Origin of the sequence: Clostridium sp. AF02-29, assembly GCF_934835585.1 — a bacterium.
In the GTDB taxonomy this organism is placed as follows: Bacteria; Bacillota; Clostridia; order Lachnospirales; family Lachnospiraceae; genus Otoolea; species Otoolea fessa.
Map to the genome: position 1 here is coordinate 1 of NZ_CAKVZK010000011.1, position 20,346 is coordinate 20,346.

At 48.9% G+C, this 20,346-nt stretch carries 17 protein-coding genes and 1 riboswitch; of the genes, 14 read left to right on the plus strand and 3 right to left on the minus strand.

Features of this window, described 5'->3' with window-relative positions; all coding sequences use genetic code 11:
* The first annotated feature begins 87 nt into the window (after positions 1-87).
* From PUQ60_RS04330 to PUQ60_RS04385, 12 genes are all read left to right on the plus strand, one after another.
* Entirely contained in the window at positions 88-1,008 is a 921-nt protein-coding gene (locus PUQ60_RS04330) for a substrate-binding domain-containing protein (RefSeq protein ID WP_022360332.1), read from the plus strand.
* Positions 1,009-1,217: 209 nt separating this feature from the next.
* Entirely contained in the window at positions 1,218-1,901 is a 684-nt protein-coding gene (locus tag PUQ60_RS04335) for an ABC transporter permease (RefSeq protein ID WP_022360331.1), read from the plus strand.
* A complete protein-coding gene (locus PUQ60_RS04340) occupies positions 1,888-2,598 on the plus strand; it encodes an ABC transporter ATP-binding protein (protein ID WP_273378855.1) in 711 nt (236 codons plus the stop codon). Before PUQ60_RS04335 ends, PUQ60_RS04340 begins: the two co-directional genes overlap by 14 nt.
* Before the next feature lie 142 nt (positions 2,599-2,740).
* Positions 2,741-2,881: riboswitch (molybdenum cofactor riboswitch) on the plus strand.
* 249 nt (positions 2,882-3,130) lie between these two features.
* A complete protein-coding gene (gene glp, locus PUQ60_RS04345) occupies positions 3,131-4,360 on the plus strand; it encodes a gephyrin-like molybdotransferase Glp (RefSeq protein WP_273378857.1) in 1,230 nt (409 codons plus the stop codon).
* A gap of 74 nt (positions 4,361-4,434) precedes the next feature.
* Positions 4,435-6,342 carry a molybdopterin biosynthesis protein gene (locus PUQ60_RS04350; RefSeq protein WP_273378860.1) on the plus strand — a complete coding sequence of 636 codons (1,908 nt, stop codon included), beginning with the start codon at positions 4,435-4,437 and terminating at the stop codon, positions 6,340-6,342.
* 13 nt (positions 6,343-6,355) lie between these two features.
* Positions 6,356-6,808, plus strand: coding sequence for a hypothetical protein (locus PUQ60_RS04355; protein ID WP_273378862.1), 453 nt, complete (start codon positions 6,356-6,358; stop codon positions 6,806-6,808).
* On the plus strand, positions 6,808-7,194 hold the full coding sequence (locus PUQ60_RS04360; RefSeq protein WP_022360326.1) for a 4Fe-4S binding protein: 387 nt from the start codon (positions 6,808-6,810) through the stop codon (positions 7,192-7,194). Before PUQ60_RS04355 ends, PUQ60_RS04360 begins: the two co-directional genes overlap by 1 nt.
* A 15-nt stretch (positions 7,195-7,209) precedes the next feature.
* Positions 7,210-9,420 carry an aldehyde ferredoxin oxidoreductase C-terminal domain-containing protein gene (locus PUQ60_RS04365; RefSeq protein WP_273378866.1) on the plus strand — a complete coding sequence of 737 codons (2,211 nt, stop codon included), beginning with the start codon at positions 7,210-7,212 and terminating at the stop codon, positions 9,418-9,420.
* 39 nt (positions 9,421-9,459) lie between these two features.
* Positions 9,460-9,657, plus strand: a complete 198-nt coding sequence (gene thiS, locus PUQ60_RS04370) for a sulfur carrier protein ThiS (RefSeq protein WP_022360324.1) — start codon at positions 9,460-9,462, stop codon at positions 9,655-9,657.
* A 20-nt stretch (positions 9,658-9,677) separates the two neighbouring features.
* Positions 9,678-10,433 (plus strand): HesA/MoeB/ThiF family protein, encoded by a 756-nt coding sequence (locus PUQ60_RS04375; RefSeq protein WP_182434540.1) that lies wholly within the window; start codon positions 9,678-9,680, stop codon positions 10,431-10,433.
* Between the two features lie 204 nt (positions 10,434-10,637).
* The gene (locus PUQ60_RS04380; protein ID WP_107001407.1) at positions 10,638-11,231 is read left to right on the plus strand and encodes a TetR/AcrR family transcriptional regulator; all 594 of its coding nucleotides are present in this window, start codon (positions 10,638-10,640) and stop codon (positions 11,229-11,231) included.
* Between the two features lie 146 nt (positions 11,232-11,377).
* The gene (locus PUQ60_RS04385; protein ID WP_273378873.1) at positions 11,378-13,636 is read left to right on the plus strand and encodes an excinuclease ABC subunit UvrA; all 2,259 of its coding nucleotides are present in this window, start codon (positions 11,378-11,380) and stop codon (positions 13,634-13,636) included.
* Between the two features lie 56 nt (positions 13,637-13,692).
* Here the strand turns inward: PUQ60_RS04385 and PUQ60_RS04390 are convergent, their stop codons facing one another.
* The 3 genes from PUQ60_RS04390 to PUQ60_RS04400 all read right to left on the minus strand — a co-directional run bounded on the left by PUQ60_RS04390 (position 13,693) and on the right by PUQ60_RS04400 (position 16,680).
* On the minus strand, positions 13,693-13,950 hold the full coding sequence (locus PUQ60_RS04390; RefSeq protein ID WP_022360320.1) for a DUF4177 domain-containing protein: 258 nt from the start codon (positions 13,948-13,950) through the stop codon (positions 13,693-13,695).
* A 48-nt stretch (positions 13,951-13,998) separates the two neighbouring features.
* Positions 13,999-15,534, minus strand: coding sequence for a BCCT family transporter (locus PUQ60_RS04395; RefSeq protein ID WP_273378877.1), 1,536 nt, complete (start codon positions 15,532-15,534; stop codon positions 13,999-14,001).
* Between the two features lie 252 nt (positions 15,535-15,786).
* On the minus strand, positions 15,787-16,680 hold the full coding sequence (locus PUQ60_RS04400) for a glycyl-radical enzyme activating protein (protein ID WP_273378879.1): 894 nt from the start codon (positions 16,678-16,680) through the stop codon (positions 15,787-15,789).
* Between the two features lie 798 nt (positions 16,681-17,478).
* Here PUQ60_RS04400 and PUQ60_RS04405 point away from each other — a divergent pair.
* The gene (locus PUQ60_RS04405) at positions 17,479-18,924 is read left to right on the plus strand and encodes a sodium:proton antiporter (protein ID WP_243022798.1); all 1,446 of its coding nucleotides are present in this window, start codon (positions 17,479-17,481) and stop codon (positions 18,922-18,924) included.
* Positions 18,925-18,937: 13 nt separating this feature from the next.
* Entirely contained in the window at positions 18,938-20,152 is a 1,215-nt protein-coding gene (locus PUQ60_RS04410; RefSeq protein WP_022360314.1) for a cytidylate kinase-like family protein, read from the plus strand.
* Positions 20,153-20,346: the final 194 nt, after the last annotated feature.

Below are 20,346 nucleotides of genomic sequence, written 5' to 3' on the forward strand. Positions count from 1 at the left end.
GGTAACAAAAAATGCCGTATTTATGCGGCTTGTGGCGTTTCGCAAACGCCTATATTCTTAAACAAAAGAAGGGAGAAGAACAATTTCATGAAGAAGACAAACAGAATCATTGCATTGGCAATGGCGGCCATGACAGCATTGTCTATGACAGCCTGCTCCGGAAGCGCAAAAGAGACGACGGAGGCGGAAAGCGCCGCAGAGACAACCGCAGAGGCTGCTGAGGAAAGCAGCGCAGAGGAGACCAAGGAAGCATCCGGAGAGACGCTTCTGATGGCAACGACGACCAGTACCGATAATACAGGTCTTCTGGATTACTTAAAGCCAATCTTTTTAGAGGATACAGGTATTGACTTACAGTGGACGGCAGTAGGAACCGGTGATGCGATTCAGAAAGCAAAAGATGGTGAAGTCGATGTGATACTGGTTCATTCCAAAGCAAAAGAAGAAGAATTCGTGGAGAGCGGCTACGGTGTAGAGCGTTTCCAGGTTATGTATAATGATTTCGTGATCGTAGGACCGAAGGATGGTCCGATTGCAAAGACGGATGATATCAACGCTGCATTTAAACAGATCATGGACGAGCAGCTGACATTTGTGTCCCGTGGAGACAACTCTGGTACCCATAACAAGGAGACCGGAATCTGGGAGAAGCTGGGAATTACAGATTATGAGAGCAATCCAAACTATGTATCGGCAGGCGCTGGAATGGCTGATACACTGGCGATGGCAGATGAAAAAGGCGGCTACTGCCTGTCTGACCGTGGTACCTGGCTTGCCAAGAAGGCAGATTTCCCGGATATGGATATTGTCTGTGAAGGCAGCAAGGAACTTTTAAACCAGTACGGCGTTATCGCAGTAAATCCGGAGAAATATCCGGATGTCAACAACGAGGCGGCGAATACGTTTATCAAGTGGATCTGTTCTCCGGAAATCCAGACGCTGATCGGTGAATACGGCGTAAAGGAGTACGGCGAGCCGTTATTCTTCCCGAATGCAGAGCAGAAGTAGAATACTGCCGGATGATATGCGGCAGAGCTGGAATTAGCGTATTTAAACGAATAAAGCAGGCAGTTGAACCTTGCAGAATTTATAATGTATAAACAGGAAACCGGAGAAGGGAGGATGCACTTTTTCCGGTTTTCTGTCATTAAGAATTGAGAAAATGAGAACGCCTGCAGAACATAAGGTGTTTCAGTGGATATGCTGGGAGAAAAAATATGGGAAACCTGTTTTCAAAATTTTTTGGTACGGTCGGAGTGATAGATTCTATCCGGGTAACGCTGGTGATGTCTTTCTGGTCAACCTTGATTGCGTCCATGCTTGGAATTTTTCTGGGACTTGTGCTGGAGCAGACGAAATTTCCAGGAAAAAAGCTGGTAGTCCGCGTGAACCGGACCTTGATGGGAGCACCTCCGGTCGTCATCGGACTGCTCACATATATGCTTTTGAGAAAAAAAGGTCCGTTTGGGGCGCTTCGATGGGTATTTACGATCAAGGGAATGGTGGCAGCCCAGGTTCTGATCATCACTCCGATCGTCTGTGGAATGGTATATTCATATGCGGTCCGCACGGCACCTTCGATCCGGGCGTTTGCCAGGACGATGGGAGCTGATCGGCATCAGACCGCGCGGCTTCTGCTGCGTGAAATGAAAAATGAAATTTATTTTGCGGTTGTGTCTGGATATGGGCGTTCCATCAGTGAGGTCGGGGCGGTCTTTCTGGTAGGTGGAAATATAAAAAACAGCACCCGGACAATGACAACTGCGATTTCAACCCTGAAAGGTGCAGGCGATTATTATGAAGGGGTATTTTTGGGAGTGATCCTGATGCTTCTGGCATTTGCGGTACAGACATTGGCAGAACATTTCAGACAGGAGGAGACACCGGATGAAAATCTCTAAACTGCAAAAGAAGATAGGTCAGTTTACGCTTCAAATCGAGGAACTGTATCTGGAGAGCGGGAAAGTTCATGGTCTGATAGGAACCAATGGCTGCGGAAAAACAACTCTTTCCAAGCTGATACAGGGGATATTGGTTCCGGATGACGGGAGGATTGATTACGAGGGACTGACACCCCGGGATATTACGATGACAACACAGAGACCGTATCTTTTGCATGATACGGTGTATCAGAACCTGATCTATCCGCTGAAAATACGGGGAATTCGCCCAGATGAGGCGAAGATGGATGCCTGGCTGGAACGATGTGGGCTTTTGCAGAAAAAAAATCAGTATGCTCGTTCCCTGAGCAGCGGAGAACAGCAGAAATTATCATTTATCAGGGCGCTGGTATTTGACCCTGCGTTTGTGATTGTTGATGAAACGCTTTCCAACCTGGATCCTGACAGTACAGAATTGTTTGAACAGCTGATGCGGGAGCAGCAGACGAAAAATAAGATGACATGGCTGCTAATCAGCCATCAGCTGGTGCATGTCCGCAAGATTTGTGACCAGGTACATTTTATGGAGCAGGGGAAAGTTCTGGTGTCCGGAACACCGGAAGAAATCCTTCTTCACCCGTCGCATCCGTCCATCCGCCGGTATCTGGCAGATACGGAGGTTTCATATCGTGAAAATGAAAAAAATTCAGAAATATGAATATAAATGCGAGGCGATTGCGCTGAATATGAAAAAAATGGGAAGAGTTTTGCTTGGGATGATTGACACAGTTTGTGAAAATGTGGTATAATTTCTGGTAGAAAATCATGAAAAAGAGAATTGTCGCACGAGAGCGGCAGTTATACAGAGTTGATTTCGAGCTTTTCTGCCTAAGCTGTGAACCGATTGACAGGATGGAAGAAAAGCCAATGGGTATCCGGGGAAACGCGGGTGCCTCCCCGCATCAGACGATGCATTGGAAAGGAATAGCTCTCGGATGACCGGGATGAAGACCCGGAAGTTCTGGAAAAGAGCAGTAAATTCCGCCAGCGCAAGCAAAGCCTGATGTAGATAAGTGCATATCAGCAGAAAGCCATAAGAGGCAGACTGCATCATCAGGAACGGATACAGAGAGCGGAATGTTTTCTGTATTCGTTTTTTGTTTCATTCGGAGAGGGCGGTCTATGAATCAAAAGCACTTCGCGTGGATGCGTACCTTCGCAAAGAAGAATCATGCCGCAAGGGAGGAACTATGAAGTTATTGAAAGTTGATACGCTGGTGCAGGCGCGGGAACGTCTGCTTAAAGCGGCAAAAGAATGCCTGCCAGAAACGGAGCAGGTTGCGCTTGCAGATGCATCTGACCGTATTTTAGCAGAAGATATTGTCTCTGGGGAAATGATTCCGGCATTCCGCCGTTCCAGTGTAGACGGGTATGCAGTCTGTTCAAAGGACACGGCGGGCGCAACGGAAAGTATCCCGGTTTTTCTGAAGGTGCTGGAAGAAGTAGAGATAGGACATCCGGCGGTATCAAAGATTGAACCGGGTACCTGCGCCTATGTGCCGACCGGCGGCATGGTTCCGGAAGGGGCAGATGCCATGGTGATGGTAGAATACAGTGAACGGTTCGGAACAGATGAGGTTGCCCTGTATGAAAATGTTCCGTATGGGAAATGCATCGTGCTTCCGGGAGAAGATGTAAAAACCGGGGATATAGTCCTTAAAGCGGGAACCCGGATTGGTCCGGCGCAGGCGGGAACATTGGCAGCGCTTGGCGTGGTGCAGGTTCCGGTTTTTAAACCGTGGAAGGTGGCAGTTCTATCGACGGGCGACGAACTGGTCAGGATCGATCAGGTTCCTGGACCGGGGCAGGTGCGGGATATTAATACATGGGCGCTGTCCTGTTATGTGAAGAAGACAGGTCTGGAGCTTGTTTCGGCAGAGGCGGTGAGAGATGAAGAGGTACTTTTAGAGGAGAGAATCCGGGAGGCGGTCAAAGCCTGTGATTTGATTCTGATCTCCGGAGGAAGTTCCCAGGGAAAGAAAGATATGACGATGGAGATATTAAACCGCATCTCCAAGGAGGGAGTATTTACCCATGGGCTGGCACTGAAACCGGGAAAACCGACGATTCTGGGATATGATAAAGAGAAAAATACGCTGTTAGGAGGACTTCCGGGGCATCCGGCAGCAGCACTTGCCGTTTTCCACTTATTATTTGTGTGGCTCTGGAAGCAGGTGACAGGTCAGCCGGATCAACCTCCGTTAGAAGCCTTTATGACAACGAACCTGGCGGGGGCACCCGGAAAAACAACCTGCCTGCTGGTAAAGCTTCAGATGGCTCCGCAGGGGCTGGAGGCAGAACCAATATTTGGAAAATCAGGCTTGATTTCGACGATGGCAGAGGCAGACGGCTACGTTCTGATTGATATGAATCAGGAGGGTCTGAAGAAGGGTGAGCAGGTGAAGGTATACCGTTTTTAAAATGAATTGTTTCCAGAAGAGCGGCGGAGAATAAAGGATCGGCAGAGCCTGATGGAAACAGAATAGAGGCAGAGATGGGAAAGAGAAATTTATATCTGAATAATACACCGGTGGAGGAGGCAAAAGCCCTTTACCAGAAAGCACTGGGGGAATTATTAAGCCCCAAGGCAGAATGGATTCCCGTGACGGAAAGTCTGCACCGGATTACAAAAGAGGCAGTCTATGCGAAATATTGTTCCCCGCTTTACAATGCAGCGGCGATGGATGGAATCGCGGTTGAGGCAGAGAAAACAAAAGGAGCATCGGAGCGGAAACCACTTACCCTGTATCCAGGTACAGATTTTACAGTGGTGGATACGGGCGATCCGATTCACGCGCCATGTGATGCAGTTATCATGGCGGAGGATCTGCTGGAGCAGGAGGATGGCTCGGTGCAGATTACGGATGCAGCTGCATCATGGCAGCATGTGCGCCCGATCGGAGAAGATATCGTAGCGGGTGAGATGCTGATGCCCGGTTATCATGAGATACGCCCGATTGATATAGGTGTTCTCCTGTCTGGCGGAATTACAGAGATTGAGGTATTGAAAAAGCCGTCGGTAGCGATTTTTCCGACAGGAACCGAAATCATAGAGCCGGGACAGGAACCCAAGGATGGGGACATCATCGAATCGAATTCGAGAGTATTTGAGGCACTGGTAACGGAACATGGCGGTGCGCCCCATCGTTTTCCGCCGATTGCGGATGAGTATGAAACATTGAAAGCAAAGGTGGCAGAGGCGGTTGAAAACTATGATATGGTGATTGTCAATGCCGGCTCCAGTGCAGGAACCGAAGATTTTACGGTTCATGTACTTCGGGAGTTGGGGGAGGTTCTGGTACACGGGGTGGCAATCAAGCCGGGAAAACCGGTAATATTGGCGATTGTCAATGGAAAACCGGTGATCGGACTTCCGGGATATCCGGTATCCGCCTATATCAACTTTGAAAATTTTGTGATTCCTGTGCTGCAGAAACTGGCAGGACGTACAGAAACAGCCGGCACGACGGTGCGTGCTGTCATATCCAAACGCCTTGTATCATCCCTGAAACATAAAGAGTATGTGCGGGTGAAAGTAGGAGAAGTAGGCGACAAGCTCGTCGCGTCTCCGCTGGCGCGCGGGGCAGGAGCGGCGATGAGCCTGGTGCGGGCAGACGGGTTCTGTGTGATTCCTCAGAACAGCGAGGGAGTCGAGGCAGGAGATACCGTTGATGTAGAGCTATACCGTTCCCTGGAGGAAATTGGAAGTACGGCAGTGGCAATCGGAAGCCATGATCTGATTCTGGATGTGATGGCAGATTTGCTGCCGTGTATGTACCCGGGTAATTACCTTTCCAGTACGCATGTAGGCAGTATGGGCGGTTTAATGGCATTAAAGCGGGGGGAGGCGCATCTGGCTCCGACCCACCTGCTGGATGAAGAGACAGGAGAATATAATATTGCGATCCTGAAAAAACTGTTTGCGGGTGAAAAAATGGCACTTGTCAAGGGGGTTGAGCGAATTCAGGGAATTATCGTAAAAAAAGGAAATCCGCTTGGAATCCATAAAATTGAAGATCTGCGTGGCTTGAATTATGTCAACCGACAGAGAGGAGCGGGGACAAGAGTCCTTTTTGATTATAAGCTGAAGGAAGCCGGTATTTCACCGGAAGAGATTCACGGATATGACAGAGAGGCGGCAACGCATATGGCAGTGGCGGCTGCCGTGTCCGGCGGCGATGCAGACGCGGGCATGGGAATCCAGTCGGCAGCCAGGGCAATGGGACTTGATTTTATTGAGATTGGACGGGAAGAGTATGACTTTGCGATTCCGGTCAGATTTCTGGATTTTCCACCGGTACAGCATTTTCTGGCTGTTTTGAAAAGCCGGGAGTTTGCAGAGAGAGTGGAGAAGCTCGGTGGTTATGGGCTGGCAAGAACCGGAGAGATTATATATTTATAAAAGAGGGGATTAGATGGGAGCAGTTGTGCGTGAATTATATGTGTTCCGGCAGAGGGGACAGCCGGGAGAAGCCGTGGAGAGCGCCTGGTTCCGAAGGGGGATCGGAATGGAGGGTGACCGGCATGCAGCGGGAGGTGAAAGGCAGACTTCGCTGTTGGCGGGAGAAACCCGGGACTGGATGGAGAAGCAGACAGAACCGGGACTCTGCTTCCGCCGCTACAAGGCAAACCTGATAACGGAGGGAATAGATACCACCCAGTTAAATACGGGGGATCTTCTGGCGGCGGGAGGGGCGGTATTCCGCGTCTCCGGGTATGGAAAAAAGTGTTTTCCAGAGTGTATTTACCATGAAAAAGGAGTTTTCTGCCGCCTTTCGGCAGGAGCCGTATTTTTGGAAGTGATTCGGGACGGGTATGTATCTGTTTCGGATGAAATAATGAAATTGGGCAAAAAGGAGGAACTGTGATGAGACGATTAGAGAAAGATGAATCACTCTGCATTGGCTGCCACCAGTGCGAAGAAGCCTGTTCGAAGGCATTTTACAAGGTTTCGGATCCAATGAAATCCTGCATCCGCATTACCGACAAGGAGGATGGAAGCCACCATATTGCTGTGTGCACACAGTGTGGAAAATGTTCGGAAGTATGCAATACAGGTGTGATTACGGAGGATGCGAGAGGCGTTTACCGGCTGAATAAGAAAGAATGTGCCGGCTGTCTGATGTGCGTCGGATTCTGTCCGGAGAATGTTATGGTACAGTGTGATGATTATCTGGAGCCGTCCAAATGTACGGCGTGCGGATTGTGCGTAAAAGCATGTCCGACCGGAGCGATCCGTCTGGTAGAAGAGTAAAGGGAGGAGAAAGGCATGATTAAAATGTGTGATCTTCCGCGTTATGCGGACGCAGATATGGAAGAAATCAAAAAAATGAAAGAGGCCCACACGGTTCTCAATCAGGTTACATATGAGCCAAAGCCGCTGTATCATGGATATACGGATAAGCGCCTTCGAATCAATGTGACAGATAACACCATCGATATGATCGACATTCCTCAGGAGGTCAAAGAAAAATTTACCGGCGGCAAAGGTTATTGCCTGCGTTATCTGTGGGATGCAACGAAGCCGGATACAAAGTGGAACTCTCCGGAAAATGCCATTACCATGTCGGCAGGACCGATTGCCGGAATTACGCAGTACGGCGGTACCGGAAAATGCCTGGTATGCAGCATTTCACCGATGACAGATATCCCGATTGATTCAAACGTCGGCGGATATTTTGGCCCATTCTTAAAATTCTCCGGATTTGATGTGATCGAGCTGACTGGAAAAGCGGAGGAAGACGTGATTATTGTCATCGATGGCAATAAGGGAACCGTTTCAATTGAAAAAGCACCGTTAGAGCATAAAGATGCACATGTACTGGGAGAAGAGCTGACAACCATGTATGCGGAGGATGACAATGATCGCAAAAACGTGGCGGTCGTATGTTCTGGTTCAGCGGCGGATCATTGCAACCTCTCTATGCTGAATTTTACATTCTATGATCCGAAGAGAAATGTAGTCCGCTTAAAACAGGCTGGACGTGGTGGTATCGGACGTGTCTTTGCGGACAAGCACATTAAAGCGCTGGTATGCCATTTTAAAGGCGTAAAAGCAAATCTGAACCATGTATATGATATCAGTATCCTGAACCGGGATGGTCTGAAATTCCATCGTGAGGTGGCGACACAGGATGACAAACAGAATTCAATGCGTAAATCCGGAACAGCATACTCCCTGCGTATCATGAGCGATTATGATATTCTGCCGACGCGCAATTATAAATATGGCGGAACGGATAAGATCGATGAGATGGCACCGGAGGTATGGAGAAATAAATGGCTGACCCAGGGCGGAGCGGACGGATGTTGGTATGGATGTTCGATGGCGTGTGCTAAAACAGCCGATCAGTTTGAATTAAAGACAGGTCCGTATAAGGGACATAAAGTATGTGTGGATGGTCCGGAGTATGAGACAGCAGCCGGTGTTGGTCCGAACTGCGGCGTAACCGATCCGCAGGTAATCCTGGAAGTGAATTTCTACTGTGATACATATGGCATTGATACGATTTCCTTTGGCACCATGACTGCCTTCCTGATGGAATGCTATGAAAATGGTATCCTGAATAAGGAGAGAACCGGCGGTCTGGAGCTTGTATGGGGCAATGCAGAGGCGGAGTTGGAGCTGCTGCACCAGATGGCGCGAAACGAAGGCTTTGGCAAGATTGCGGCACTTGGAAGCCACAAGCAGAAAGAGTATTTTGCAGCGCAGGGCTGGGGCGATATGGATTTCATGAATGATATTGCGATGGAACAGAAGGGACTTGAATATTCAGAGTATGCTTCCAAAGAATCCTTGGCGCAGCAGGGCGGCTATGGTCTGACCAATAAGGGACCGCAGCATGATGAGGCATGGCTGATTTTCATGGATCAGGTAAATAACCAGATCCCTACCTTTGAGGATAAGGCAGAGGCGCTGTATTACTATCCGATGTTTAGAACCTGGTTTGGTCTTCTGGGACTTTGCAAGCTGCCGTGGAATGATATTGTACCGGCTGACAACAGCCTGACCGATGAACCGGCGAAGGTACCGGAGCACGTAGATAACTATCTGGATCTTTATTATGGTGTTACTGGAGTCAAGATTGATAGGGATGAGATGATTAAAATGTCCGAGCGTGTCTACAATTTCCAGCGTGTTTTCAACATTCGTCTGGGCAAGGGACTGCGTGCGGACGATGCGATTCCATACCGCTCCCAGGGACCGGTTACGGAAGAAGAATATCTGTCCCGTCAGGAGCGCTACGATGGTCAGCTGGTAGAGCTGGTTGGTTTTACAAAAGAAGAAGTCGAAAAAATGTCCTTAAAGGAAAAGATGGCTGCGACCAGAAAGCACAGAGAAGGGGAATATGAGAAGCTGATTGATGCGGTATATCCGAAGCGCGGCTGGAATTTAAACGGCGTTCCGACAATTGCACACCTGAAAGAGCTTGGCATGGATCTTCCGGAGCTTTTGGAAGTAGTTGAGCCGCTTCAGTAAGACTATTCATTAATACGTTGCAGAAAGGAAGTGGATATCATGGTACTGAATAACCGTCCATATCCGGACTGGCATGAAGGACTGACAATCAGGGGTGTGATGGAACACATGAAATTTACCTGGCCCAAGCTGGTCGTGAAGGTAAATGGGCAGCTGGTCTGGCCAGAAGACTATGATAAAGTAACACTTGAGGAAGCAGATGATTTGAAGATTTATCATTTACTGGGGGGCGGTTGATTCAGAAAGGAGACGCTGGTTTGGAGATAGACAAAGAACGCTATAAAAGAAATATTCTCCTGCCGGAGGTAGGAGAAGAAGGACAGAAAAAGCTGGCGGAAAGCCGGGTGCTGGTAGTCGGGGCGGGGGGACTTGGATCTCCCGTCAGCCTCTATCTGGCAGCAGCAGGAGTCGGTACGATCGGGATTGCTGATTTTGACCGGGTGGATGTCAGCAATCTGCAGCGTCAAATCCTTTACCGGGAACAGGACATTGGAAAGGCAAAAGCAGAACTGGCGGCGGAGCAGCTTCAGAGCCGGAACCATTCGGTGCAGGTAGAATTATACCCAGAGGGGATTACAGCTGAAAATGCAGAAGAAATTCTTGCAAAGTTTGATGTGATTGTGGATGCTTCGGATAATTTTCCAACCCGCTATCTGCTGAGTGACACATGTATGAAGCTGGGAAAGCCGGATGTATATGGAGCTATCTGTGAATTTGCGGGACAGGTTACCGTGTTCGCATCGGACGGACCATGTCTGCGCTGTCTCTGTCCGGAGGCAGAGGACCCATCCGGAAACCCGAATTCGGCTGCTTATGGTGTGCTTGGCGTGATTCCCGGCATGATCGGGTGTATGCAGGCGGCAGAAGTATTGAAGCTTCTTTTGGGCAAGGGAGAGCCGCTGATTGGAAAAATGCTGTTCATTGATGCCAAAACGTGGTCCACGGATCTGATAGAAGTTCCGGTGCATCCCCAGTGCAGCTGCCATGCACATACCAAAGTTCACCGGACGTGAAAACGGTATTAAAAATAGACACTATGAACAATCTCTTTACTTCACAGGAAAAGAATGATAAAATAAATTAAATTGTCGAAAGCAGATGAGGAAGATTATCCACTCTGCTTTCGGCTGGATTCAGGTAAACAAAAAGGTAAATTAGATGACCAGGAATGTTTCCCTGAAATTACGATTATTGAGAAGTTAAGAGGTAAAAGGCAAATGGCGAAGGGTAATAACACAAAAGCAAAAATTGCCCGTGTTGCATGGAAATTGTTTCATGAGAAGGGATATGAGGAGACGACGATCGATGAGATTATCCTGCAGTCTGGAACATCAAAGGGAAGCTTCTATCATTATTATAGTGGAAAGGATGAGCTTCTGGCATCTCTCCCAGAGATCTTTGATGCAAAGTATGAAGAGGTAATGCAGGCGCTGGATCCGGAGATGGACAGCTTTGACAAGCTTATGACGCTCTGCTTCAGTGTACATGATCTGATAGAGTCGGATATCCCGGTAGGGCTTCTGGCGTCACTCTATTCCTCACAGGTGGTGACAAAGGGGGATAAGCATCTTTTAAACCAGAACCGTTTTTACTATAAGATGGTAAATCAGCTGGTCGATGAGGGGCAGCGCCGGGGGCAGATTACCCGCAGTATGCCATATTACGAGATTGCACATATGTATGCACTCTGCGAGAGGGCAATCATCTATGATTACTGCATTTCAGACGGTGGCTATGCGCTTGGAGAGTATACAAGAAAGACAATGCCTTTGCTGTTCGGCGGAGTGCGTGTAAAGCAGGAAGTCAAATAAAAAAGCAGACGGAAAATGCTTCTTAGGGGTATTTTCTGTCTGCTTTTGTGCGTGATAGCCGCGTACAGATCAGGATAGCATTGAGTACCTTTAAAATAAAGGAACCTGGGACGGGAAAATGCAGCTTAAGAAAGGAAAAATGCCAGATGGAACGAGAAAATCAGGAGTACATAAGCATTGTGAATGCAACGGAAAACAACTTGAAACATGTGTCGTTGAAAATTCCGAAAAAGAAAATCACGGTTTTTACCGGTGTGTCCGGTTCGGGCAAATCATCGCTCTGCCTTGATACGATTGCGGCAGAGTCGCGGCGGGAGCTGAATGTGACATTTCCAAGTTTTGTCCAGCAGTTTCTGCCGAAATATGGTCGTCCGGAGGTTGAGCGCATGGAGAATCTTCCGGTCACGATCGTGATCGATCAGAAAAAGCCGGTGGCAAACTCCCGCTCAACGGTCGGCACATACACCGATATCTATGCGCTGCTGCGCCTGCTCTTCTCACGTGTGGGCAAACCGTTTGTCGGCTATTCGGACAGCTTTTCCTTCAACCATCCGAGCGGCAAGTGTGAGCGCTGTGAGGGCCTGGGCGTTGTGACGGAGCTGGACATCCACAAGCTGGTGGATTTTGATAAATGCCTAAACGATGAGGGCGTTATCCAGTGGCCGGCGTTCACAACCGGCGCATGGCGGTGGAAGCGGTACGCGTACAGCGGTCTGTTTGATTTGGACAAGAAGATCAAGGATTATTCGAAGGAGGAGATGGATTTATTTCTCTATTCGCCGCAGATCCGCCTGAAAAACCCGCCGGCAAACTGGCCGAAATCCGCGAAGTATGAGGGCATTTATCCGCGTATGTACCGCAGTATCATTACATCTAAGGAAGGACAGCTTCATAAGAAAGAGCTGGATCGCATTGTCAGCACCTTTACGTGTCCGGAGTGCCACGGGGCGAGACTGAATGCGAAGATCCGGAGCTGCCTGATTAACGGAAAAAATATCTGCGAGGTTTCGGATATGCCGATCCCGGAGGCGGCAGAGTTTATCCGCCAGATCGATGATCCGCTGGCGCGCGATATCAAGACCGAGATCCTGAAGCGGATGAATGCGCTGATTGAGATCGGACTCAGCTATCTTTCTTTAAGCCGTGGAACAGACACTCTCTCCGGCGGCGAGGCGCAGCGTATCAAGATCGCGCGTTACATCAATTCGCCGCTTACCGATATGATGTATGTGCTTGATGAGCCAAGCGTCGGACTGCATTCGCGCGATATCCAGAATCTTAAAAATTCTCTGATCAAGCTGAAAGAGCACGGAAATACCGTGATGATTGTGGAACACCACCGGGAAGTCATTGCGCTGGCGGATCACATTGTGGATATGGGACCGGAAGCGGGCATAAACGGTGGACAGATTATGTATCAGGGAAGCTACGAGAACCTTTTGAAAGCGGACACTGTGACCGGGCGGATGCTGCGGACGAAAACGCCGATGAAGATGGAGTACCGCAAGCCGACCGGATGGTATCAGGTCGAGCACGCGAAGCTTCATAACTTAAAAGATCTGAGCGTAAAACTGCCGCTTGGCGTGATGACGGTCATCGCCGGTGTGGCTGGTTCGGGAAAAAGCTCCCTGATGGAATATTTTATGAGCCAGTATCCAGGCGAGGTGATCTCGATCCGGCAGAAGGATATCGGTATCAATCTGCGTTCGACCCCGGCGACGTATCTGGATATCGCGGATGCGATCCGGGCGCTTTTTGCGAAAGCGAACCATGTCGCACAGGCATATTTCAGTTTCAATTCCAAGGGCGCCTGCCCGGCGTGTCAGGGTAAAGGTGTGATTATATCGGATATGGCATATATGGACTCGATCGAGACGGTCTGCGAGGTCTGCCACGGAACGCGGTATTCGGAGGAAGTGCTGAAATATCAGTACAAGGGAAAGAATATTGCGGAAGTCATGGATATGACCGTCCGTCAGGCGATCCAGTTCTTTGAAGATGCGGATTTTGTGAAGAAACTCGATACGCTGGTACAGGTCGGACTCGGTTACCTGCATCTGAATCAGTCGATGACGACGCTTTCCGGCGGTGAGCTGCAGCGTGTGAAGCTGGCGAGCAAGCTGGATGAGCGGGGACAGATATTTATTCTGGATGAGCCGACTGACGGGCTGCATCTCGACGATATCCGCCGTCTGATGAAGCTTTTCAACCGGATGACCGATCAGGGCAATACGCTGTTTATCATCGAGCACAGCCTGGATGTGATGAAGGACGCCGACTATATCGTGGAGCTTGGACCGGGCGGCGGACTCGCAGGCGGCAGTCTGCTCTTTGCCGGGACACCGAAGGAGATGCTGGAAGCGGAGCGGAGTGTGACGCGGGAGTATCTGCGGGAGAGCTTATAGATAAAAAAATATCTCGAATGCATCGGAAAGTGCATTCGGGATATTTTTAACAACACTCAATCAATTCGTTCAAATACCATGGTAGCTTGAATTTTATCGCCGCCAAGAAAACCCTTGGAGCCAGAAGATGTTGTTGAGATCGTGTGAAGCCGGTATCCTTTGGCCGCTTGTTTATTAATTTCTGATTGCAGATTAGTAAGACTAGCTGTGCCTGAACCAGTGCCAAGTAGTTTTTCTGTTAAAACAACCTGTAAAACAACATATTTGTCCCCATTATTTCCTGCAGCTTTTCCTGCAACATCATCCCATGCCATAATGCTACTCCTCCTTTGCATATTTAAACTGACTTAATGATATCACAATTATATTTCCCTGGAAAGATATTTCTTCGCATCCTTAAAAAACGCTGCCACGATCAGGAGAATGATAAACGCGATCGGAAATGCTGCAATGATGGACACGGTCTGCAGGTTTGCCATTGAATTATCACTGAAAATGAGGACCATCGGCAGTAGAATCAGGCTCAGGGACCAGAAGGTTTTGATCGCCATGTGCGGTTCGTCCTCGCTTGTCAGGTTCTTGTAGGAGTAGGCGGAGGCAACCAGTACGATCGCGTCAAAGCTGGTGGCATAGAAGGCGATCATCGCCGCCGCGAGCAGAACGAGGACCATCGGGGCGAGCGGAAGCGTGCGGATGATGGCAGTGATTGTGGAATAGAGGTCGCCACTGGCGGCATAAAGTCCCATGACATCCAGTTTTCCGAACACCTGGAGTCCCAGGCTGTAGTTTCCGAGGATAATAAAGCTCACAAACGTGCCGCCAAGCCCGAACACGTAGCCGCCGAGGATTGTCTGCCGGATCGTGCGTCCACGAGAGATGGTTCCGATGAAGAACGGGGCAGCGACGCACCAGACCATCCAGTATGCCCAGTAGAACATTGTCCATGTCTGCGGAAATGAGGTGGTGCGCTGTGGGTCGGTGTAGGTGGACAGTCCGATAAAGTTCTGTACCAGATTTCCGATGGAGGAAAAGCCGGTTTCAATGATATAGCGTGCTTCACCGCCAAACAGCAGCACATATGCCAGAAGAGCGAAGAAGAGGTAGACGCAGGACGCCGCGAGCTTCTGGATGCCCTTCATGCCGCTCACGACGGAAACGGTGTATACCAGGCAGGTGACTGCCAGAATCGCGATGGTGATGAGGCGGGTGTCGCTGAATCCGAAGAGTTCGGAGACGATCTGGCTCATCAGAGGGGTCGCCAGCGTAAAAGTCGTGGTTGTGCCGGCCAGCAGTGCGAAGACCGCCATCAGATCAATCAGGGTTCCGGCAAGTCCGTCTGTGTGTTTTCCGAGGATCGGGCGGCAGGCTTCGGAGTATTTCTGTTTATGGCAGCCGCGCACATGAAGCATGAAGCCAAAGGCAGCGGCGAGCACGACATAGAAGCTCCACGGGATCGGACCCCAGTGAAAGAGCGGGTATGTGCTCGCCCAGTCCTGAATACTGCCCATTTCTGCCAGATGCGGGTCATTGGCGTAGAGAACCCACTCACACAGGGAGTAAAAGAGAATGTCCGCCGCAAGTCCGGAGGTAAACATCATCGAACCCCAGGCAAAATTGGAATAGAGCGGCTTCTCATCCGGTTTTCCGAGCCGGATGGTTCCGTAGCGGGAAAAGGCGATGTAGATTGACAGAAGAAAGATGCCGAGTCCGATGGCAAGATAGCCGACACCGAAGTTTTCCCCGAGAAAGCCCCGGAGATTTTCCAACACTGCCTTGGATGCATCCGGCGCAGCCAGAAAGCAGAGACAGAGTATTATAATAAGAAGAAATGGGACGACCATCGTGGTCCAGTCCAGGCGTTTCGGCTCTGGCACTGTTTGGGATTGTGGATTTTGCATGGGAAACCTCCTTTTAATTCATTTGTAAAAATGAGGATTTTTGCAAATGATTCGTGTTCATTTTTTGATAAACAAATTAGATATTGAACACATTATAGCATTGGGAGGGAAAAAAAGCAATGAAAAATTGGGAAAAAAGGGGAATCGATGTAAAAATGCGGCAAATTCCGTTACTGGGCACGTATGCGTGAACGGTAACGAATCGATAGAAAAATGTATGGGAGGCGGCAATGGAAAAATCCTGCCGCCTCCCTACTGCTCAATCTGCACATCAAACCCCAGTCCGCGCAGCATGTTCGCATAATTCTCCATATCCTGGCCGGAGAAGGTCTGCTCGCGGGCAAGAGCCGGAGATTGTGTGTATTTTTCATATTTAATGATCCCCAGATTTGAATAGGAGAGCAGAATTACATGTCTGATGTGGTGCTCAGACAAAAGGTGGGCATACCTGCGGGCATCGATGAGCGTGTCGTTGATGCCGGGGGTAATGGTAATGCGGGCCGCCACTTTTTTGCCGATAGCGATGGCAAAGTCCAGATTTTCCAGAATCGAATGATTTGAGACACCGGTGAACTGGACATATTTCTTTTCAGAATAATGTTTTAAATCGATGATAATCATGTCCGCGTTGGCGATGAAGCGGGAGAAAGCCAGCGGTTTGGCGAAAGCGGTCGTCTCAATCGCGGTGCGGATGCCGTGTTCTTTACATTTTTTCAGGACAGCGGTGGCTGCTTCCGGCTGCATCAGCGGATCGCCGCCGGAGAGAATGACGCCGCCATTTCCATAGAGCTCCCGGTCGGCAAGAATTTTTTCCATGATTTCATCCATATTCATCATCTGACCGACGAAATGAAGCATTCGGGACGGACAGTGATCCGTACAGGCACGGCAGAATGTACAGGTGTCCGGGGTAAAGGTGAGACGGTTGTCTGAAAATGCCAGACTTCCGGTGGGACATTCGCTGACACAGAGATTGCAGTAGAGACAGTGCTTGCTGTCCCAGAGAATCCGGGTCGGGCGCTCATGCGCCTGCGGTGTTGAACACCAGACACAGCGCAGGGGGCATCCTTTAAAATAAATTGTAGTCCGCAGCCCGGAACCGTCAGCCAATTCATTTCGTTTGATCTTAAATATATTCGCCTGCATGAATACAATACTCCTGAAAATCCTTCTGATATTTATAAAACACGATAAGACATTGAGTATTCCGGCACGGAACGGCACCGGAATTCCGAATGGATTCGTAATACATCTGAATGCAAAATACAGGCTAACTATAGCATAAAGGAGATAAAAAGTAAATGAGACAGTTTCTCCAATTTGCTGCTTGATTTTTTTACAAAGATTTGACAAAAAAACGGGAATAAATTTTACAAATAAGCGTTATAATAAAACAGGTTCGAGAGAGAATATGTGTGAACGCTGCGAAAGAGCAGGTTATACAGCGGCAGATTTGCCAACTGGCACATATCGAAAAAGAAACCACGAAGGAATACCGCGAGAGATCGGGCGGCTGGCTTAAAATGAAGCGCGAAAACAGCTGCAGGAAAAAGATGGAAGATGGCGGGGAAGATATGGAATTGAAATATGAACTCTGGAAAGAGAGTATATTTCAAGAAAAAGTTATATGTGAATGTAGGAAGCGTCTGTCGGGATATCGGCGGGCGGTTTTTTGTTTCATAGTAGAATTAAATATATCATTTGTGAAATTACAGTATTATACATAATTTCTATACACAAAAGAGGTATTTGTTTATGTTATGAGCACAGGCTTACAACACTTATTAATAAGAATTAATATAAGGTACTTTTAACGAAAAATTCACGGAAAATCACGCTTACAACGTGAAAAACACGGTTGTATTTAGGAAATAAACTTGTTATAATGAGTGGCTGAAATGGAAAATGTAAAACAAAAAAGAAAAAAGTTGGGAGGTTACGAAGGTGAAAAGATTGAGTGCGTTTTGCGCGAGCCTGGGATTATTTTTGATGGCAAATCCGATGACGGCTCTGGCAGCAGAACAGGAAGGCGGTGCATCGGCATCCTCTGTGCCGCTCTGGATGTGTATTCCATTTGCGGGACTGCTTCTCTGTATTGCGATTCTGCCGCTTGTGAAGGCAGAATGGTGGGAAGAGCACCAGCCTCATGCGGTTGCTCTTTGGTCAATTCTTTTTATCATTCCGTTTGCGATGCGTTACAGTGCGGGGACAGCACTGGAAACGGTTCTGGAATGCCTGGTCAATGACTATTTGACCTTTATTATTTTGTTATTTGGACTTTTCTGCGTTGCCGGTAATATCACGATGTCCGGTGACCTGGCAGGTTCTCCGCGTGTCAATGTGGGATTACTGGCACTGGGAACCCTGCTTTCAAGCTGGATCGGTACGACCGGTGCCAGTATGCTGATGATTCGTCCGGTTGTCAAGATGAATGCATGGAGAAAGAAGAAACGTCATATCATTATCTTCTTTATTTTCCTTGTATCCAACATCGGCGGATGTCTGACCCCGATCGGTGACCCGCCTCTGCTGATGGGCTTCATGCGCGGCGTACCGTTCTTCTGGAGCTTACATCTGGCGCCGATCTTATTCTTCAATATGCTGGTGCTGCTGACAATCTTCTATTTTATTGATAAGAGGGCATATCGTCAGGATATCGCGAGCGGTCTGAAACCGGATATCAGCAAACCGGGTACCGAAGTGAAGCTGCGCGGCGCGCACAACCTGATTTTCCTGGTTATGATCGTGGCAGCCGTTATTTTAAGCGGTACCTTACCGTCCATGCCGCAGTTCCAGGATGCAGCCGGAAAGGTGCTTGGCATCCACCTGTTTGGAGAGGTAGAATTAAGCTATCCGGCCATCATTGAGATTGTGATCATTCTGGTGGCGGCCTTCCTGTCCTTCAAGACCACGAAGGTTGAGATCCGCCGTGAGAACCACTTTACCTGGGGCGCGATTCAGGAGGTTGCAGTTCTGTTTATCGGTATTTTCATCACGATGCAGCCAGCCCTGATGATTCTGAAAGCAAATGGCGCGAACCTGGGCATCTCCGAGCCATTTGAAATGTTCTGGGCGACCGGTCTGCTGTCCAGCTTCCTGGATAACACGCCGACCTATCTGGTATTTTTAACAACGGCAGGTGCGCTTGGATTTACGGAGGGCATGGTGACGACGTTAGGAACGGTTCCGATCAAGATGCTGATGGCGATCTCCTGTGGTGCGGTATTTATGGGTGCGAACACCTACATCGGAAATGCACCGAACTTCATGGTTAAGTCGATTGCGGATGAAAACGGTGTGCGTATGCCGTCCTTCTTCGGATATCTGCTCTGGTCGCTCGGTATTCTGGTTCCGGTCTTTGCACTTGATATGCTGTTATTCTTTTTATAGGGGGTGAGTGACGATGAGCAACAATCAGGAACATACCAATACAGATAATATGGAAAATCAGACGCAGCAGGCGCTTGAAAAGGACAGCGCCCAGTATGCGAATGAAGTAACGGGTGCGGAAAATGCAGCCGAAAAGGATTCAGCAGGGAAGAAGCCGGGCAGCACGGTGCCTGGAAGAGATGAAAAACGAATCCGTGAACTGGCGGAGAGTATTTACGATCTGGATGCGGAGGTTTATGCACAGTTAGGTTCTTCTCTGGGACGTGTTTTCAACCGTGACCGGAAGCGCTGCGTGGATGAGCTGACTCATCTGATGCTGACACGCCCGCAGGGTAACCTGGTTCGAAGTGAGATTGCCCTGATCGGAAACATGGCGCGTACCATCGAGAATAAGGAAGAGCGGAAGCTCGTCATGACCGAGTACAACCGGATTCTGACCGAAGTCATGAGTCTGCCGACCAGTTTCGCGAGCGGCGACGTTATCAACGCAGAGCTGGCGAAGCTGAATACATTTAACCTGAAAAACCGTTTCTCCGAAAATGACCACCTGATCGTATGTATCAGCTGGACCTACGGAAGCGGCGGTGTAAATATCGGATTTAAGCTGGCAGATAAGTTGAAAATCAATTTCTACGACGCGGAGATCTTTGAAGCGGTTCTGAAACGTCTTGAGGCTCAGAAAGATTCTATACAGGATTCTGTCAGCTACGGAATCAAGCCGGGAATCAAGAAAGAGCCGGCGCACGATCAGGATGCCAATGTAAACCCGAGTGAGGCATTCATCCCGGAGCGCCATCTGACCCTGCGCCAGCGCATGCGCGAGTTCAGCCGTTTCCACGGATTGCCGAAGCGTGATGCGGTCTTCTTCAACGAGAGCGACCTTCTGGTTGACATGGCGAAGAAGGAAGATTTTGTTATTCTGGGACGATGCGGAGATGCTATCATGGCAAATAACAACATCCCGCATATCAGTATCTACATCACGGCGCCGTTTGAGCAGCGTATCAAACGTGCGATGGAGATTGATAGCTCCCTGACGGTCAAGCAGGCACGCCATATGTTAAAGCATCTGGATCATGTCCATAGCCAGTACTATCATTACTATACAAACCGAAACTGGGGACATTCCAACAACTATGATCTCTGTATCAACAGTGCCAGCTACGGTATCGATGGAACCGTGGATTTCATCTATCGGATGATCACGGCGCGGGAAGAGGATAAATAAGAGAACGGCTGAAGATGATGGGAGTCAGCGAAAGACAACAGACGCTGCTCCCAGATTCTTCGGTCGTTTTTTAACATTTATAGTTTACTGCCAATAGGATGTATAACTAAAAAGATTCAGAATTTTTGCGGCGGAATACTTGCAAATTTGAGGGAAAGCCAGTATACTAGGTACCATATCACAGGGAAGTCCTT

Coding starts and splice junctions, on each gene's coding strand:
- PUQ60_RS04380 (WP_107001407.1), top strand. CDS start 10,638: ATGGCGAAGGGTAATAACACAAAAGCAAAAATTGCCCGTGTTGCATGG.
- PUQ60_RS04365 (WP_273378866.1), top strand. CDS start 7,210: ATGATTAAAATGTGTGATCTTCCGCGTTATGCGGACGCAGATATGGAA.
- PUQ60_RS04350 (WP_273378860.1), top strand. CDS start 4,435: ATGGGAAAGAGAAATTTATATCTGAATAATACACCGGTGGAGGAGGCA.
- PUQ60_RS04360 (WP_022360326.1), top strand. CDS start 6,808: ATGAGACGATTAGAGAAAGATGAATCACTCTGCATTGGCTGCCACCAG.
- PUQ60_RS04340 (WP_273378855.1), top strand. CDS start 1,888: ATGAAAATCTCTAAACTGCAAAAGAAGATAGGTCAGTTTACGCTTCAA.
- PUQ60_RS04330 (WP_022360332.1), top strand. CDS start 88: ATGAAGAAGACAAACAGAATCATTGCATTGGCAATGGCGGCCATGACA.
- thiS (WP_022360324.1), top strand. CDS start 9,460: ATGGTACTGAATAACCGTCCATATCCGGACTGGCATGAAGGACTGACA.
- PUQ60_RS04335 (WP_022360331.1), top strand. CDS start 1,218: ATGGGAAACCTGTTTTCAAAATTTTTTGGTACGGTCGGAGTGATAGAT.
- PUQ60_RS04395 (WP_273378877.1), bottom strand. CDS start 15,534: ATGCAAAATCCACAATCCCAAACAGTGCCAGAGCCGAAACGCCTGGAC.
- glp (WP_273378857.1), top strand. CDS start 3,131: ATGAAGTTATTGAAAGTTGATACGCTGGTGCAGGCGCGGGAACGTCTG.
- PUQ60_RS04385 (WP_273378873.1), top strand. CDS start 11,378: ATGGAACGAGAAAATCAGGAGTACATAAGCATTGTGAATGCAACGGAA.
- PUQ60_RS04390 (WP_022360320.1), bottom strand. CDS start 13,950: ATGGCATGGGATGATGTTGCAGGAAAAGCTGCAGGAAATAATGGGGAC.
- PUQ60_RS04400 (WP_273378879.1), bottom strand. CDS start 16,680: ATGCAGGCGAATATATTTAAGATCAAACGAAATGAATTGGCTGACGGT.
- PUQ60_RS04355 (WP_273378862.1), top strand. CDS start 6,356: ATGGGAGCAGTTGTGCGTGAATTATATGTGTTCCGGCAGAGGGGACAG.
- PUQ60_RS04410 (WP_022360314.1), top strand. CDS start 18,938: ATGAGCAACAATCAGGAACATACCAATACAGATAATATGGAAAATCAG.